This window comes from Paracoccus saliphilus, assembly GCF_028553805.1.
In the GTDB taxonomy this organism is placed as follows: Bacteria; Pseudomonadota; Alphaproteobacteria; order Rhodobacterales; family Rhodobacteraceae; genus Paracoccus; species Paracoccus saliphilus.
Genome location: NZ_CP067140.1, coordinates 91194 through 106410 on the forward strand (window position 1 = coordinate 91194; position 15217 = coordinate 106410).

16 protein-coding genes and 1 riboswitch are annotated in these 15217 nt (G+C 60.1%); of the genes, 10 read left to right on the forward strand and 6 right to left on the reverse strand.

All coding sequences use genetic code 11. From position 1 onward, the window contains the following. The 3 genes from JHX88_RS00415 to JHX88_RS00425 are packed head-to-tail and all read left to right on the forward strand — an operon-like array spanning position 1 to position 2966. Positions 1-591, forward strand: coding sequence for a TRAP transporter small permease (locus JHX88_RS00415; RefSeq protein WP_076522292.1), 591 nt, complete (start codon positions 1-3; stop codon positions 589-591). Beyond that, positions 591-1880: a TRAP transporter large permease gene (locus tag JHX88_RS00420; RefSeq protein WP_076522293.1), complete on the forward strand. Its 1290-nt coding sequence runs from the start codon at positions 591-593 to the stop codon at positions 1878-1880. Before JHX88_RS00415 ends, JHX88_RS00420 begins: the two co-directional genes overlap by 1 nt. Positions 1881-1910: 30 nt before the next feature. Next, the gene (locus tag JHX88_RS00425; RefSeq protein WP_076522294.1) at positions 1911-2966 is read left to right on the forward strand and encodes a TRAP transporter substrate-binding protein; all 1056 of its coding nucleotides are present in this window, start codon (positions 1911-1913) and stop codon (positions 2964-2966) included. A gap of 111 nt (positions 2967-3077) precedes the next feature. Here the strand turns inward: JHX88_RS00425 and JHX88_RS00430 are convergent, their stop codons facing one another. Then, on the reverse strand, positions 3078-3986 hold the full coding sequence (locus JHX88_RS00430; RefSeq protein WP_076522836.1) for a LysR family transcriptional regulator: 909 nt from the start codon (positions 3984-3986) through the stop codon (positions 3078-3080). A 132-nt stretch (positions 3987-4118) separates the two neighbouring features. On the opposite strand from JHX88_RS00430, the gene JHX88_RS00435 reads away from it, so the two are divergent. The 5 genes from JHX88_RS00435 (at position 4119) to bluB (ending at position 9314) form a co-directional block, all read left to right on the forward strand. Then, positions 4119-5087 carry a Bug family tripartite tricarboxylate transporter substrate binding protein gene (locus JHX88_RS00435; protein WP_076522295.1) on the forward strand — a complete coding sequence of 323 codons (969 nt, stop codon included), beginning with the start codon at positions 4119-4121 and terminating at the stop codon, positions 5085-5087. A gap of 36 nt (positions 5088-5123) precedes the next feature. Continuing rightward, positions 5124-5612, forward strand: a complete 489-nt coding sequence (locus JHX88_RS00440; RefSeq protein WP_076522296.1) for a tripartite tricarboxylate transporter TctB family protein — start codon at positions 5124-5126, stop codon at positions 5610-5612. Positions 5613-5639: 27 nt separating this feature from the next. Continuing rightward, complete coding sequence (locus JHX88_RS00445; RefSeq protein WP_076522838.1) at positions 5640-7130, forward strand: tripartite tricarboxylate transporter permease; 1491 nt, start codon at positions 5640-5642, stop codon at positions 7128-7130. Further along, the gene (argE, locus tag JHX88_RS00450; RefSeq protein WP_076522297.1) at positions 7127-8323 is read left to right on the forward strand and encodes an acetylornithine deacetylase; all 1197 of its coding nucleotides are present in this window, start codon (positions 7127-7129) and stop codon (positions 8321-8323) included. Before JHX88_RS00445 ends, argE begins: the two co-directional genes overlap by 4 nt. Before the next feature lie 70 nt (positions 8324-8393). After that, a riboswitch (cobalamin riboswitch) is annotated at positions 8394-8580 on the forward strand. Between the two features lie 53 nt (positions 8581-8633). After that, complete coding sequence (gene bluB / locus JHX88_RS00455) at positions 8634-9314, forward strand: 5,6-dimethylbenzimidazole synthase (protein WP_076522840.1); 681 nt, start codon at positions 8634-8636, stop codon at positions 9312-9314. 49 nt (positions 9315-9363) lie between these two features. Here bluB and JHX88_RS00460 read toward each other — a convergent pair whose 3' ends face one another. The 5 genes from JHX88_RS00460 to JHX88_RS00480 are packed head-to-tail and all read right to left on the reverse strand — an operon-like array spanning position 9364 to position 13774. Further along, a complete protein-coding gene (locus JHX88_RS00460) occupies positions 9364-9855 on the reverse strand; it encodes a DUF6505 family protein (RefSeq protein ID WP_076522298.1) in 492 nt (163 codons plus the stop codon). Next, entirely contained in the window at positions 9852-10553 is a 702-nt protein-coding gene (locus JHX88_RS00465; protein WP_272848245.1) for a biotin/lipoate--protein ligase family protein, read from the reverse strand. Before JHX88_RS00465 ends, JHX88_RS00460 begins: the two co-directional genes overlap by 4 nt. A 5-nt stretch (positions 10554-10558) precedes the next feature. Further along, positions 10559-11623, reverse strand: coding sequence for an Mrp/NBP35 family ATP-binding protein (locus JHX88_RS00470; RefSeq protein ID WP_076522299.1), 1065 nt, complete (start codon positions 11621-11623; stop codon positions 10559-10561). Between the two features lie 3 nt (positions 11624-11626). After that, positions 11627-11818 carry a DUF6494 family protein gene (locus tag JHX88_RS00475; protein WP_076522300.1) on the reverse strand — a complete coding sequence of 64 codons (192 nt, stop codon included), beginning with the start codon at positions 11816-11818 and terminating at the stop codon, positions 11627-11629. A gap of 12 nt (positions 11819-11830) precedes the next feature. After that, the gene (locus JHX88_RS00480; RefSeq protein WP_076522301.1) at positions 11831-13774 is read right to left on the reverse strand and encodes a 4Fe-4S binding protein; all 1944 of its coding nucleotides are present in this window, start codon (positions 13772-13774) and stop codon (positions 11831-11833) included. A gap of 328 nt (positions 13775-14102) precedes the next feature. On the opposite strand from JHX88_RS00480, the gene JHX88_RS00485 reads away from it, so the two are divergent. After that, a complete protein-coding gene (locus JHX88_RS00485; protein ID WP_076522302.1) occupies positions 14103-14636 on the forward strand; it encodes a DUF3305 domain-containing protein in 534 nt (177 codons plus the stop codon). Beyond that, on the forward strand, positions 14633-15217 hold the full coding sequence (locus JHX88_RS00490) for a DUF3306 domain-containing protein (protein ID WP_076522303.1): 585 nt from the start codon (positions 14633-14635) through the stop codon (positions 15215-15217). The genes JHX88_RS00485 and JHX88_RS00490 overlap by 4 nt, the downstream gene beginning before the upstream one ends.

Consider the following 15217-nt stretch of genomic DNA (forward strand, 5'->3'; position numbering starts at 1 on the left):
ATGAGTTCGTTTCTGTTGGCCGTTCAGGCCATGCTGCACTGGATCAACAACCGGCTGTTGGCGGTCGGGGTCGTGATTGCATCTACTGCGCTTGCGATAATGGTTCTGGCGATACTCCTGCAGGTATTCTTTCGTTATGTGTTGAACAACGCCCTGCCATGGCCCGAGGAGGCCGCGCGTTTCCTGATGCTGTGGATGACTGGGCTTGCCGCGCCCGCTGCCTATCGGCGCGGTGGTTTCGTGGCAATCGACATGCTGGAATATGCACTGCCTCGGCGGGGTGCAGCCGCGTTGTCGCTGGTGTTGCTGATCGTATCTTTCGCGGTGCTTGCAGTCGCGGTGCAACTGGGGTGGAACCATGTCGGCTCTGGCTGGCTATTCAATTCCTCCTCGTTGAAACTGCCGTTGGATTTGATCGGATTGCAGGCGGTCAGGATCAAGCTTGCCTGGATGTATATGTCCATCTTCGCAGGTTTTGTCCTGCTGACAGTCGTGAATATCGAGCTGATCTTGAGAGCGCTGCTTCGGCTGCTGGGGCATGAGGACAATCTTGCCCCGATTCCGGGAGTTCCCATGGCGGAGGCCGAGTGATGCTGATCTGGTTCCTGCCGCTCTTTCTGTTGCTCTTGCTGATCGGATTGCCGGTCTTTTTCGGGCTTCTTGCCGCGCCGGGGATCATGCTGTGGCTCAACGGGCAGGAACGCGATGTCGCGCTGCTGTATCGCAACGTCTATAATGGCATGGACAGCTTTCCCCTGATGGCCATTCCGTTCTTCATGTTGGCAGGCGAGTTGATGAACCGGGGTGGTATCACCCTGCGGCTGGTAGAGTTCAGCCAGGCATTGATGGGGCATCTTCGCGGCGGACTGGCGCATGTGAATATCCTGTCCTCGATGCTGTTCGCGGGCCTGTCGGGATCGGCGGTGGCCGATACGTCGGCGCTTGGCTCGATGCTGATCCCGGCGATGGAGAAACAGGGCTATACGCGCCGCTTCGCCGCCGCGATCACCGCCGCCTCAAGCGTGATCGGGCCGATCATCCCGCCTTCGGGCATCATGATCATCTATGCCTATGTGATGGGCGAAAGCGTTGCTGCGCTGTTCCTGGCCGGAATCGTGCCGGGTATCCTGATCGGACTGTCGCTAATGATCATGGTACGAATCTTGGCCGACAAGTACGATTTCCCGGTCGCCAGCGCAAAGACAAGCTGGCGGCAACGCGGACAGGCCAGCCTCAAGGCATTCTTCCCACTGATGACTCCGGTGATCATCATGGGAGGTATTCTTCTGGGCGTCTTTACCCCGACCGAAGCCGCCGCTGTCGCCGTTGCCTATGCGGTGCTGATCGGTCTCTTCGTGATGCGCACGCTACGGCTTCGCGATTTGCCGGATGTCCTGTCACGCTCGGCCGCGACCTCGGCGGTGGTGCTGCTGCTCGTCGGAGCCGCGATGGCGTTCAAGACCGTTGTCAGCTTGTCCCACGCTCCTGAAATCCTTGCCGACATCATCCTCGGCCTGTCCGAGAACCCGTTGATCCTGCTGTTACTGATCAACCTGTTGCTGTTTGTCATCGGCATGTTCCTGGACGCGGGACCCGCGATCATCATCCTGGGGCCGGTGCTGGGCCCGGTCTTTACTGGCCTCGGCATCGACCCGATCCATTTCGCGGTTATCATGTGCGTCAACCTGACCGTCGGGTTGGCCACACCGCCGATGGGGCTGGTCCTGTTCGTCGCCTCTTCCGTTTCGGGCGAACGGGTCGAGACGATTGCAAAGGCGATTCTGCCATTCCTGCTCATGGAGATCCTGGTGATATTCCTTATCACCTTCATCCCCGAGCTTTCGATGACGATACCGCGGCTTACCGGCTTTGCGAACTAAGATAACCTATACGATCCAAGGGAGGACAACATGCTGAAGAGAACTTGCATTTCGCTGGCCATGATGGCGATGCTCGGCTTGGCCGGGCAAGCTGCGGCGGCTGACTACACGTTGCGCGCGACAGCGAATTCCAATGAGGATGACGAGGATTACGACGGTCTGGTCGTGTTCAAGGACTATGTCGAGAAAGCTTCGAATGGCGCTATCGAGGTGGAACTGTTCATCGGTACCCAGCTTTGTTCGAACGGGGCCGAATGTCTGCAAGGACTCGCGGATGGCTCGATCGACATATTCATTTCCACCTCGGGCGGAGCTGCGGGCATTTTCCCCTATGTCCAGGTGCTGGATCTGCCCTATGTCATGTCGGACGACCGGATAGCCGAACACGTGCTGAGCGGGGATTTTACCCGCAAGATTCGTGACATGGCTCTGGAGGACAGCGGCGGCAAGATTCGCCTGATGACCATCGGGAATACCGGCGGCTGGCGCAACTTTGCGAATACTCAACACCGAGTGCAAACCCCCGCCGATCTGGAGGGACTCAAGATCCGTACTGTGGTCGCCGATCTGCCGCAGGAGCTGGTCCGCGCCCTCGGGGCCGCTCCGACACCGATCCCATGGCCGGAATTGTTCACGTCATTTCAGACAGGGGTCGTCGAAGGGTCCAAGAACGGCATCACCGATATCATGAACATGAAGTTCCCGGATGCCGGCCTGAAATACATGACGCTGGATCGCCACGCCTATATGGGTGCGTTATGGTTCATGTCCAATGACAGCTTCACGACCATGCCCGAAGACATGCGGCAAGTCGTGGTGGATGGTTTCTATCAGTTGCAGCAGGCGACCTTCGCAAGCCCCAAGCGGAAATCCATTCAGGCTTACGAGGATTTCGTTGCGGCGGGCGGCGATCTCTATGTCCCGACGCCGGAAGAGAAAGCGGCCTTCGCCGAAGCAGCTGAGCCGGTTTACGAATGGTTCAAGCAGAATGTCGATGGCGGAGAGGAAGCCTTCAATGCGCTGACCGAAGCCGTGGCATTGGCCGAAGAGGAGGTCAGCGCCGCGCGAGCTGCTGATATCGAGTAGGAGTACCAGATAGCGATTGACCGCTGTGGTGGCCTTTCGGTGAATACTTTGATCGGCCGCGCCCATGTACGGTTCTCATGCATGGGCGTGCTTGTCAGGACGATAGCTTCGTCACGAAATCATTCCATTGCGTTTCAGCATGTCGATATCCTGCTGCAACGTCTCCGAGAACGCTTGCGCCGTATTGCTCGGTGGGCGGTCGTCGGGAGCGAAGAGCGCGATCTCCCATTCGATGGTCGGGATCAGCGGCTTCGTCGCAACGCGGCGGTGATCGATCAGCAGTTCCGCAATCGGGTCGATGATCGCGATTCCGGTGCCCTCGGCCACCAGCGAGCAGACACCGTGCAGGGTTCGCATCTCGGCTGTAATGTTGCGTTCGACATTGATCGTCTGCATCAGGTAGTCCACTCGCGTTCGCAATGGGCTTGCCGGGGGCAACTCGACGAAGGCTTCATGCCGGATGCGGGGCAGGGGTATTGCACCGGGTTTGTTCAGTGGGTGTTCGATGGGTAGGGCGCAAAGCGCTTCGCACCGGCCAAGGGGCTTTACGTTGGCGCCGTAGCTTTCCGCCTCGAGCGTAATGCCCAGACCGATATCGCAACTGCGTTCGGAGATCATCCGCAGCAACTCCCCCAGCCCCACATCCAGCAGGCGGACGGTGACGTCGGGATGTGCTTTCTTGAAGCGCGCGATGGCACCGATCAGGAATGTGTCGCAAAAGATCGGTTGGGCGGCGATCACAATATTGCCGCGCTGAGTGTTCGCGATTGCGTCGGCCTCTCGACCGAGATCACGATACCCATCCAGCAACCGCGCGACCGACTCGTGAAACAAGAGTGCCTCAGCGGTGGGGGCAAGCTGGTTCCGCTTGCGCTCGAATAACTTGAAACCAAGTTGCTTTTCCAGCGATGTCAATAATTTGCTGACCAGTGGCTGCCCCACGCCCATGGCATTCGCGGCAGCCTGCGTGCCACCCTGACGCATATAGGCATCGAAGGCTTCCAATTCGCGGAGTTTCACGGCCACCCTCCCAGTATTCCAATACTGAATATACTGAGAGAATGTTGCTCGATTTGGAATACTATGCAAGCACTCTGTCCGACCTATCCGGCAGCCCGAACATCTGATTGCCGGCACACAGGAGGAGTTACCATGAAAAAGCTACTCGCAACCGTTGCTGCCTTGACCGCGCTGGCTGGTCCACTGGCTGCGCAGGATTATCCGAACTCGGCTGTCACGCTCGTCATACCCTATGGGCCCGGTGGGGCTTCGGACCTCGCGGGGCGCGCATTGGCCGAATCCGCCGGCAAATATCTGGATGAGCCGATCACCGTCGTGAATCGTCCGGGCGCGGGTGGGATGAATGGCGCACGCTCCGTCTCGGAAGCCGAGCCGGACGGATACACGCTTCTGCTGGCCCGCGTTGGCATGGCGTTGACCCCGGCAGTGAACCCCCAAGCATCGGTTGACTGGGATGCCTATAGTTTCCTCGGGTCGCTCGAGGCGACACCGATGATCCTCGCGGTGCGTGCCGATTCTCCGTATGAAACAGTGGAGGATCTTGTTGCGGCCATGGAAGAAAACCCCGGTCAGATGGCCTATGCCGCATCCGGAGCGACTGCGATTGACGGGTTTACCGTGCAGTCGCTTCTGGCCGATGCGGAACTCGATCCCCTGACGGCGGCGACATTGGTGCCCTACAAGGGCGGCGGTGAGCTGGCGACCGCGCTTCTCGGCGGCCATGTGGATTTCCTTGCGATCTCTGCCGCTTCCCTGATGCCGCATATCGAAAGCGGTGACATGAAGCCGTTGATGGTGTTTGCCCCGGACCGGATGGATGATCTGCCCGACGTACCGACGGCGAGCGAGCAGGGCTATGAAACCGCTGGCCAGATCACCGGTTGGAGCGCGCTCTACGGACCCAAGGATCTGCCCGAAGAGGTTCAGGAAACCTGGGCCGAGGTTCTGACCAATGTAGCCGAGGACGAGACCTGGCTGGAGCTGGCGGAACGCCGCGGCTCAATCTCGACCGTGGGTAAATTCGACATGCCGGATTACGCCAAGGAACAATATGACCTGTTCCATGGCCTTGCCAAGGATTTCGGTTACCTGGCCGAATAAAAGATAGGCGAAGGGCGAAGCAACAAGGGAAACATCATGGTCAAGGCAACCCTGCGTGGACTGTGCATGGCGGCATTCTTTGCGGTCGTGGTGTGGGCGCTGATTCCGGTCTATGTGCCGCGCCCGGCTTTTATTCCCGGCTTTGCCCCGCCGCCCGATTTCTGGCCGAGAGCGGTGTCGATTGCCGGTCTTGCCCTCGGGCTCATATCGGCGAGCATGGCGCTGATGGGCAAGACCCCGCCACTGAACGTTGAAGAGATACAAGAGGGTACGGAACCGGTCCGCGTGCTGATCCTGCGTTTCGTTGCCGCCTTGATGGCATTGGCAGCCTTTGTGGTGTTGACGGAATATCTCGGCTTTCTGTTGGCTGCGATGGTGCTGACGGCCGCCACAATCCTGCTGACAGGCGAACGGCGCTTGCTGGTTTGGGCCGGGTTCTGCGCGGTTGTGGTCCCGTTGGCGCTACAACTCTTCTTTTCGAAGGCACTCGGAACCCAATTCCCACCGGGTCTGCTGTTTCACTGATCCCCGATAGCTGATGCGAGCGATATGATGCTGAACGATCTGCTGACAGCCTTGCAGGCGGTCGCCACCCTGCAGAATTTCCTGATCATGGCAGCCGGTATCTGGGCCGGGGTGGTGATCGGGGCTATCCCCGGCATGACCGGGACGATGGCCGTGACGCTGGCATTGCCCTTCACCTTCTATATGGAGCCGGTTTCCAGCATCCTGCTGCTGGTCGCGTTGTACAAGGGATCGACCTATGGCGGTTCGGTCTCGGCAATCCTGATCCGAACGCCGGGGACGGCATCGGCAGCCTGCACGGCGCTCGACGGCTATCCATTGGCGCAACAAGGCAAGGCAGGCAAGGCGTTGAACATGGCGCTTTACTCTTCGGTCGTTGGGGATTTCCTCTCGAATATCTCGCTCATCTTCCTTGCCGCGCCGCTGGCATTGCTGGCGCTCAATGTGGGGCCACCCGAATATTTCATGCTGATGGTCTTCGCGCTGACGACCGTGGCCGGTGTCTCGGGCAATTCGCTGCTCATGGGTCTGGTCTCGGCCTGCCTGGGGCTTCTGCTGGCAACGGCGGGTGAAGACATGTACGGATCGTTCCGTTTCGCCTTCACCGACGATATGCAGGCGGGCCTTGCGGTGGCGCCGGTCCTGATCGGCCTTTTCGCGCTGCCGGAACTGTTCAAGCTGATCGTGTTCCGCAACCCGCCCAAGGCGCGGGCCATGCAGTTGGGCGATGACAGGGTGAGCCGGAAGGAATTGCGCCCCGTCATCAAATCGCTTTTGCGCGGCAGTTTCATCGGCGTGATCCTTGGGGCGATTCCGGGTATTGGCCCTTCGGCCGCCGCCTTCTTTTCCTACGGCGCCGCGCAGCGGTCGTCGCCAAGGGCCGATAATTTCGGCAAGGGTGAGCTGGAAGGCATCGCCGCATCGGAATCGGCCAATAACGGTGCCTGCGGAGCGACGATGATCCCGCTGCTCGCTCTGGGCGTACCGGGCGACGTCATCACCGGGGTCATGCTGGGTGCCTTCATGATCCAGGGCCTGACGCCGGGGCCGCTGCTGTTTCAGACCAATATCCACGAGATTTACATGCTGTTCATCGGCATGCTGCTGTCATCGGTTCTCCTTTTCGGCGCGGGCAAGCTGACGATGCGCATGTTCACCTATATCGCCAAGATTCCCGCGACCCTGCTGAGCCCGCTGGTTCTGGTGCTTTGCCTTTACGGTATCTACTCCATCGGCAACAGCATGTTCGATGTGATCGTCCTTCTTGCGATGGGTGTGGGCGGGTTCGTGATGTATCTCTTGAACATTCCTGCAGCGCCTTTCCTGATCGCCTTTATCCTCGGCCCGATGATCGAAGAGAACCTGCGGCGCGCTCTTGCCATCTCGCGTGGCGATCCCACGGTGCTTTTGTCATCGCCGATCACATGGATCTTCGCGGCCCTTGTCCTGTTCGTGGTGGGCCTCACGATCCGGCGCGAAATTAAGAAAGCCAATGAAAGAAAGGCACGTTTCCAATGAAGGACCTGTCGGGCGCAATCAGCCAGCATCCGCGGCTTGGCGATGCAAAGGATCACCTGAAGACCCTGATCGGGTTCGATACGACCAGCCGCAATTCGAACCTGCCATTGATCGACCACATGGCCGAATTTCTCGAGGTTCTGGGAGGCAAGATTACACGGTTGCAGGATGAGACAGGGCAAAAAGCCAACCTGATTGCCCGTTTCGGTCCACCTGAAATCTCCGGAATCGTCCTTTCCGGCCATACGGACGTTGTCCCCGCGGGTGGAACCAACTGGACCACCCCACCCTTCGATGCCGATGAACGTGATGGCCGGATCTTCGGTCGCGGCAGTTGCGACATGAAGGCGTTCGCGGCCTGTGTCATGGCGGCAATGCGCGATATCGATCAGATCGAACTGTCCCGCCCGCTCTACCTCTGCTTTTCCTATGACGAGGAGGTGGGTTGCCTTGGCGCACCGCAGATCGCGCGCTATCTGAAAGAGCTGGATGTGCCGCCAAGTTTTGCCGTGATCGGAGAGCCGAGCGATATGAAGCTGGTCGCCGGTCAGAAAGGCAAGATCGCCATGCGCGCCACTTTCCACGGCACCAGCGGGCATTCTTCGTTTGCTCCGGCGCATGTCAACGCCGTGGCCTATGCGGCCCGCGCGGTCTCGATGATCGATGCACGGGCGCGCCGCTATGAGACGGAGGGACCTTTCGATCCGGCCTTTACCGTGCCGCATGCCACATGCCTGGTCACGATGATCGACGGTGGGGTTGCCACGAATGTCACCCCGGACCGCTGCAGCTTCACGTTTGAGTTGCGGAGTATCGACGAATTGGCAGCGCAGGCTGATCTTGATGAACTGCTGACCGAGATTCGCGAAACGCTGGAGCCCGAGATGAAAGCCGGGCATCCCGATGCCGGAATCCGGTTCGAACGCATTTTTGCCTATCCGGCCATGGGTGACGCGCGTGGAACAGATGCTTTTGCTGAACTTCGGCCGGTGATGCCGGAATATTCCGGCAAGGTGTCATATGGGTCGGAAGGTGGCGTTTTCGAGGTGGAAGGCGGCATTCCCTCGATCATTGTCGGCCCTGGTTCGATTGAACAGGCACATAAGGCGGACGAGTTCGTCGAGATCGACCAGTTGAACCGCTGTCTGCATTTTCTCGACAATCTTCTGGATCAGGTCGGTATCCAGAAATAACCTGCCCTTGATCCAAGCTTTGAGATGACAAGCCGATGACGGGATCGGCTTGTCTCGATGCGGCAGGGCTTCTACAGTCCACCCGTCTGGTGCCATGGCCTTTCCGGGGCCTGGAGAATCGGGAACGCGGTGCAATTCCGCGACGTGCCCAACGCTGTGAGGCGGATGGCGCAGCAAAGGCCACTGACCCTTCGGTTGGGAAGGCGCTGCGCCGCGTGAAGCCGAGTCAGAAGACCGGCCAGGCAGGATGGATCTTTCCCGTGCGGACGACGGGAGGGTCGTCAATGTTGCCGAGACAGGGGAGAATGTCATGCCGCAACCCTCCGTTCCCGCACCCGCGGGCAGGTTTTCTGATGATGAGCGTGAGGCGGTATATCGCGCGATCCACACTCGCCGCGATGTCCGCGGCCAGTTCCTTCCCGATCCGATTCCCGAAGAACTGCTTCGGCGGCTTCTGCTTGCGGCCCATCACGCACCCTCGGTTGGGTTGATGCAGCCGTGGAATTTCATCGTGATCGAAGACTCATCGGTGAAATCGCGTATTCGCGACGCCTTCGATCACGCCAATGAAACAGCGGCCAATCTGTTCCCGGCAGAGCGTCGTGCACTTTACTCGAAGCTCAAGCTGCAAGGTATTTCCGAGGCGCCCGTGAACCTGTGCGTCACCTGCGACCGGTCGCGCGGTGGTGACCTTGTCCTGGGACGGACCCATAATCGCGATACCGATCTCTATTCTACCGTCTGCGCTGTGCAAAATCTCTGGCTTGCGGCGCGGGCGGAGGGGATAGGTCTCGGTTGGGTCAGCATCTTTGATGATGCCGATCTGCGGTCAATCCTGCATCTTCCCGAACATGTGGTTCCCGTCGCCTATCTTTGCCTTGGCCATGTCGTGGAGCTTTACGAGGAACCCGAATTGCAGGCACGAGGTTGGGCGTCCCGGCTTCCTCTGGATGACCTGATTTTCCGCGATAGGTGGGGGGAAGCGCGGTGAGGCGGGCCAGACGCGACGACGCCATGCCCGGAAAGGCGGCCAGATCAATTCAATCGGAGCCCGACTCGTCCGTTGAGCCGTGAATGGCGAATTGTTCCAGCCCGGCGTCCTTGGTTTCGATGACGCGATAGGCCTCCCTCACCCCGGACTGGGTCAGTTCACGGGCGACGGTCAACAGGGTATTAGGCGGATGATCCTCGCATAGATCGGTCATCTGGGCGATTTCCTCTGCGGCGACCGGGCGGGCCTGATCTACCGAGGGAGCGCCGTGATAGGTGACGAAATGTTCGGCCAGCAAATCGGTGAGGGCGGTCAATTCGCCCGGCGCGACCGTGGTGACCGCGACAAAGGTTACCCGCCCGCCGGTTTCCAGGCCCAGCCAGCCATTGGCAAAGGCCTGCCGCGCCTTGCCGGTCAGATCGGCATCGGTCCAGTCGGAAAACTCGAAGCCGCCAGAGATGCACCACTCGCCGGTTCGGGCCGGGTTGGCATAGACACGCTGATCGCTTTCGTCGAAATGGATCGCTCGGGCAAGATTCATGGGGCGGTCTCCAGCAGATCGGTAAGCGGGATCAGATGGGTGCTGTCTCCATCGCGCAGCAACATGCCGAAATCCGTGTCGATTCCGACGAAGACGCCACGACGTCCGGATTGTTCTGTCTGTTCTCCCAGCCCATGCGCCAATGCTTGCCAATCGTCATGCAGGGGACGGTTGCCCCGATCTTCCCAACGATCGATCCAGTTCAGGCAGTGGCGTGCCCAAGCTTCCACCAAGATAGGAGACGAGACATCGGCGCAACCTTCGACATAGAGCCATGTCTGGTCGGGAGTATCGCCGGGACGGTCGGTGGAGGGGATCAGCGGCAGGCTAAAGCCGATCACCAGCCAGTCGGGAACGGCCTGCGGTTCTGGGTGCGAGGCAACCGCGCGGAACCGGCCACAGCTTGCGCCATTGATCCGAATGCCGCCGTTCCAGTCCAGGTGCACCGCGATTTCCGGCGGGGCGAGGGCGCCGAGGGCATTCTGAAACCCGACCCCGCATAGCGGCAGCATCGCCATGGCCTGCGCCAAAGGTACTTCGGGGGCAAAGACCAATGCGCCTTGTAATTCATCTGCCGCCAGCCGGTAACAGACGAGCCCGGCATCGCACCCTTCGGCGGCACGCAAGCAGGCGTGCCGGATGGCATCGCCCGTTGTCGGCTCACCCCGCATCAGCGGAGGAAAGGAGAGCTCCTCGATCGCGGTCACGCCACCTCCTTGGCAACCAAGGCTGAGGCGATGTCATGAAACGCCCTTGCTTGCGCGCTGTCGGGCTGGCTGACGGTGATCGGTGCGCCACCATCCGAGGCCAGCCGGATCTGAAGATCCAACGGCACCTCGGCGAGCAGGGGGACATTCAGCTTTGCGGCCTCGGATGCCACGCCACCATGACCGAAGACATGCTCTTCATGGCCGCATTGCGAACAGATATGCGTACTCATGTTCTCGACCATGCCCAGAATGGGCACCTTCATCTGGTTGAACATGTCGATCCCCTTGCGGGCATCCAGCAGTGCAACATCTTGCGGGGTCGAGACGATGATTGCGCCGTCAACCTGCGCTTTCTGACACAGCGTCATCTGGACATCGCCGGTCCCCGGCGGCAGATCGACCAGCAGGATATCGAGTGCGCCCCATTGCACCTGCGTCAACATCTGCTGCAACGCGCCCATGAGCATTGGGCCACGCCAGACCACGGCCTGATCCTCGTTGGTCATCAACCCGATCGACATCATGGTGACGCCGTGATTACGCATCGGAAGGATGGTCTTGCCGTCCGGGCTGGCCGGGCGACCCGAGACGCCCAGCATTCGCGGCTGTGACGGGCCGTAGACATCCGCGTCCAGTAACCCGACACGCCGTCCTTGCTGCGCCAGGGCGCAGGCGAGATTGGCCGCGACGGTGGATTTGCCCACGCCGCCCTTGCCGCTGGCGATGGCGATGATCCGGGCGATGCCGGGGATGGGCTCCGGTCCTGCCGGCTCGGATTTGCGGGCGCGAAGTTCCGGCGGAGCCTTCTCGGTATGCCCCGTCATGACGATGGACACCCCCGAGACACCGTCTTGAGCCCGCAACGCGGCCTCGGCATTGGTCTTTACGGCCTGATAAGCCTCGGTATGGCGCGGAGGCACCTCGAGGACAAAACGAATCTGGCCCGCCTCGTCGACATTGAGCGCACGCATCACGCCACTGGCGACGATATCGCCGCCTGCGATCGGGTCGGCAACGGATTTCAGGACAGCGAGCACCGCCTCTCGGCTGATCGGCACGGCTTAGTCCTGTCCCTTGATCTCGCCGGATATCTCGTGGCGCATGCCCAGCTCGTCAATGGTGATGACGGCCTTGACGGCAAAACTCTTGCCTGCCGTATCTGCATCGCGCATTGCCTCTTCGATGGCCTGTTGCGAGGTGACGCCGACCTGTTTCAGGAACTTGCGCATCGACATATTCGCATCGTCAGTCATTTGATCTTCCTTTCAGTGATCGCGTCGCTTGCTCAGGTAGTCGTCGGTGACGCGCGGGCGCTCGCCCTGAGCAAGCGGGTTGTTCTGGGAATGATACTGCGCGTTCACGCGGCAATTGTCACACATTTGGATCATCCTCAGCTTGTCATCGCCGGCGAACATCGAATGTCCCCGCAGCTTTTCGGTAATTCGTTCGACGGTCGATTTGACACCGAAAAGCGCACCGCATTCGATGCAGGCGAAGGGTTCTTCCTGGTGCAAGATGCGTTGGCTCAGCGCGGCATCCGTGAGATCGAGCCGGGGTTCATAGCTGATCGCATCCTCGGGGCAGATATTGGCGCAAAGACCGCATTGCAGGCAGGCATCCTCCTGGAAACGAAGCTGCGGGAGGTCGGGATTGTCGCCGAGCGCTCCTGAAGGACAAAGCGAAACGCAGGACAGGCAAAGCGTGCAGGCCTCCGTATCCACCAACACCGCGCCATAGGGGGCGTCATCGGGCAGGGCAAGTTGTTGCTTGTCCGGATGCAAGGCGCGTGCCGCCTGCCGGGTGATCTGCCGCCTCGTGCCCATGGGACGCACCGGACTTGCCGCCGATGCGGGTGCATCTTCGTTGTAGAGCGTATCGGACATGGCATCGGGATCGGAGACATCCAGCAGGTGGATCCTGCCCTCACCGCCAATGGCCCGGGCCAGCGTGATTTGCGCGGCCAATGCATCGCGATCCGCACCTGGTCCAGGGAGGAGGCTTACCGAAGCAAATCCTGCCGCCAGTGCCGCGACTGTTTCGGCATGTCCGAACGCCCCAATGGCCGCGATTTCAAGAGGGATGACATCGGCGGGCAATCCGCGCCCATGGCGGGCCGAAAGGCGGATCATCTCTGCACCGTGGCTATCATGGACCAGCAGGCGCGGCGCGATGCCTCCGGCATCCAGATAGGCTTTCGCCAAGGTCTGAACCCGCCGAAAGACCAAATCGACCGGTGGCGCGTCATATTCTATCGCTCCCGATGGGCAGGCGGCCGAGCAAGCGCCACAGCCTGCGCAGATCATCGGATCGACCGTGACATGATCGCCATCGGGCGTGATCGCCCCTGTCGGGCAGAGATCGAGACAACGGGTGCAGCCGGTTTGACCGGCGCGTGAATGGGCGCATAACAGCGGCTCGGTCCGGACATGAAGCGGCTTCTCGAATGTGCCCATAAGATGAGACGCCGCCAGAACTGCCGCCGAGACCGCAGCGGGATGATCGGGATCGGGGCGCAGATAGCCTTCGCGCTTTTCATGCGCGGGAAAGAGCGGTGTGCCACCCCGCAAATCGAGAATGATATCGCATTCCGACATGCCGCCATCCTGCGGGGCCGTCAGCGTGAATTCTCCCCGTCCACCGGGTTCGAGCTGCCGCAAGGCGTCGATCACCACACGGAACCCGCCCAAGGCGCCGCTGGCCTGACGCAGATTGCCGGCAATCACGTCGAAACTGCGGGTGTCAGGGATATCCTCTGTATCTTCCAGCAGGACGGTCACCCCCAGATAGTCTGAAAGCTGCGCAGCCGCCTCAAGCGCAATTTGCGACGGGCCGAGTATCAGGCATAGCCCTTCCGACAGGACATCCATGGCCTTTTCCGGTGCCGCAGGCAGCATCGCCTCTGCTATCAGGGCCGTCATCTTCGGTAACTTGCTTGCCGGATCGTCTGACCACCCGGCGCGGTCTCGCAGATCCAGCATGGGCGCGGGATCAACGCCCAGTTCTTCCGCAAGTGTTTCAAAGCTACGCGACTCCTGAGCGCAGCAGAAAATCACGTCGCCATCGGTCAAGGCGTCCGAGGCGTGTTGCAACTGTGTGGTGCAAAGCGCGGAACAGGGCGAACGAATATCGAGGCCGGTCGCTTGCGAGAGCGCCTTTGCGTCGATGGTCTGGCTGCCTGAACAATCGCATGTTACCAGTGTCTTGACCATGTCGTATTCCTCGCCGAACGGACCGTTTCACGGCCGGATGAGCATTCGGTCGACCCAAGGCTAGACGCAAATTGCCGCACCGTACAACCGGTTTCCGTCGGATCACTAACTTGGCCCGGTCCGATTCGCGAATTGTCAATTCGCACAAAAAGACTCGGATTGGATATATTATTGCATGATCATTCCTGCCGCTAAATAGCGAGACAAAAATTCCTGTATCAGGTGGCGATTACAAAAATTTTCCTTTGCTCATTCGGTAGTGCAAAGCATAGTATTGGTAGGGGGAGGAATAACTGCCGTGTCGGTAAGTCCGAAAAGCAAACGCGCGATGCCGCTTGGTATAGTGCTCCGCAGGACGCCGGGGGCGACCCGTTGGGCGAAATGGTCTTGGAAAGCTGTGGCGATTCTGCCTGGGGCAGGGTCGGCTGACTGGCGGGAATTGCGCCGCGATGGTGATGTTGTCGAGTATCATGCCGCGACCCGGATCCTGGAACTCTATGCCGCCGAGACCGAAGCTTATGTGCATGGGCTGACCGCCCGTGTCCCCAGTATCTATGTGGTGATGAGGCCTGTGTCCGGCGAATATCCTTTCGAGATCCTGCTGGTAACAGCCTCACCCTTCGAGGCGCAGGATTATTCTGACAGCGGTGAGGATGTCGTCGAGAAGGTTCCGATGACACCGGGCCTTGTTGCCTGGATCGGAGAATTCGTCGACTCGTTCCATGAGGACGAGCCCTTTGTGAAGCGCCAACGAGACAAGAGACGGGACGATCTTCACCAGGATGGGATAGGCGATCCACGTATCGGCAAGGCGGCCGATATTTACGCCTCGCCCAGCCTGATGCGGAGCCGTTTGTCATGAGCGATTTCTGGGCACGCCGAAAAGCTGCGGTCGCGGCCGAAGCGCGGGCAGAAGATGCTGTAACCCGCGCTGCCGAACAGGCCGCGCAAGAGGCGCAGCTTGCCGAGCGTAGCGACGAGGAATTGTTGCAGGATTTGGGGTTGCCCGCGCCGGAGGCCATCGACAATGCTGATACGGTTCGCCGCTATCTGCGCGCGGCCTTGCCGCAACGGCTCAAGCAACAGGCGTTGCGGCGGCTGTGGACCTTGAACCCGGTGCTGGCCAATCTGGACGGGTTGGTCGATTATGCGGATGATTTTACCGCCAGCGCTTCTGCGAGTGAAAACTTCCGGACCAGCTATCAGGTGGGTAAGGGGCTGATGGCCCATGTCGAGGCGATGGCGGCCAGCCGTGACGCTACCGAGAAAACCTCGGTAGCGCATGCCTCTGCACCGACGGAAAAGACAGCAATAACTGCACAGGAAGCCTTGCCGGAAGACAGTGCCTATCGACCGCCAGAGAAGGAGGCCGCGGGGCCTTCCGAAGGGGTGACGTCCCCGCGCCGGATGCGCTTCAGCTTTGAGGAAACCGCGCATGGGTGA

What these genes read in the sequence shown, in the direction of transcription:
- JHX88_RS00415 (WP_076522292.1), top strand. Translation starts at nt 1, where the DNA reads ATGAGTTCGTTTCTGTTGGCCGTTCAGGCCATGCTGCACTGGATCAAC.
- JHX88_RS00420 (WP_076522293.1), top strand. Translation starts at nt 591, where the DNA reads ATGCTGATCTGGTTCCTGCCGCTCTTTCTGTTGCTCTTGCTGATCGGA.
- JHX88_RS00425 (WP_076522294.1), top strand. Translation starts at nt 1,911, where the DNA reads ATGCTGAAGAGAACTTGCATTTCGCTGGCCATGATGGCGATGCTCGGC.
- JHX88_RS00435 (WP_076522295.1), top strand. Translation starts at nt 4,119, where the DNA reads ATGAAAAAGCTACTCGCAACCGTTGCTGCCTTGACCGCGCTGGCTGGT.
- JHX88_RS00440 (WP_076522296.1), top strand. Translation starts at nt 5,124, where the DNA reads ATGGTCAAGGCAACCCTGCGTGGACTGTGCATGGCGGCATTCTTTGCG.
- JHX88_RS00445 (WP_076522838.1), top strand. Translation starts at nt 5,640, where the DNA reads ATGCTGAACGATCTGCTGACAGCCTTGCAGGCGGTCGCCACCCTGCAG.
- argE (WP_076522297.1), top strand. Translation starts at nt 7,127, where the DNA reads ATGAAGGACCTGTCGGGCGCAATCAGCCAGCATCCGCGGCTTGGCGAT.
- bluB (WP_076522840.1), top strand. Translation starts at nt 8,634, where the DNA reads ATGCCGCAACCCTCCGTTCCCGCACCCGCGGGCAGGTTTTCTGATGAT.
- JHX88_RS00460 (WP_076522298.1), bottom strand. Translation starts at nt 9,855, where the DNA reads ATGAATCTTGCCCGAGCGATCCATTTCGACGAAAGCGATCAGCGTGTC.
- JHX88_RS00475 (WP_076522300.1), bottom strand. Translation starts at nt 11,818, where the DNA reads ATGACTGACGATGCGAATATGTCGATGCGCAAGTTCCTGAAACAGGTC.
- JHX88_RS00480 (WP_076522301.1), bottom strand. Translation starts at nt 13,774, where the DNA reads ATGGTCAAGACACTGGTAACATGCGATTGTTCAGGCAGCCAGACCATC.
- JHX88_RS00485 (WP_076522302.1), top strand. Translation starts at nt 14,103, where the DNA reads ATGCCGCTTGGTATAGTGCTCCGCAGGACGCCGGGGGCGACCCGTTGG.
- JHX88_RS00490 (WP_076522303.1), top strand. Translation starts at nt 14,633, where the DNA reads ATGAGCGATTTCTGGGCACGCCGAAAAGCTGCGGTCGCGGCCGAAGCG.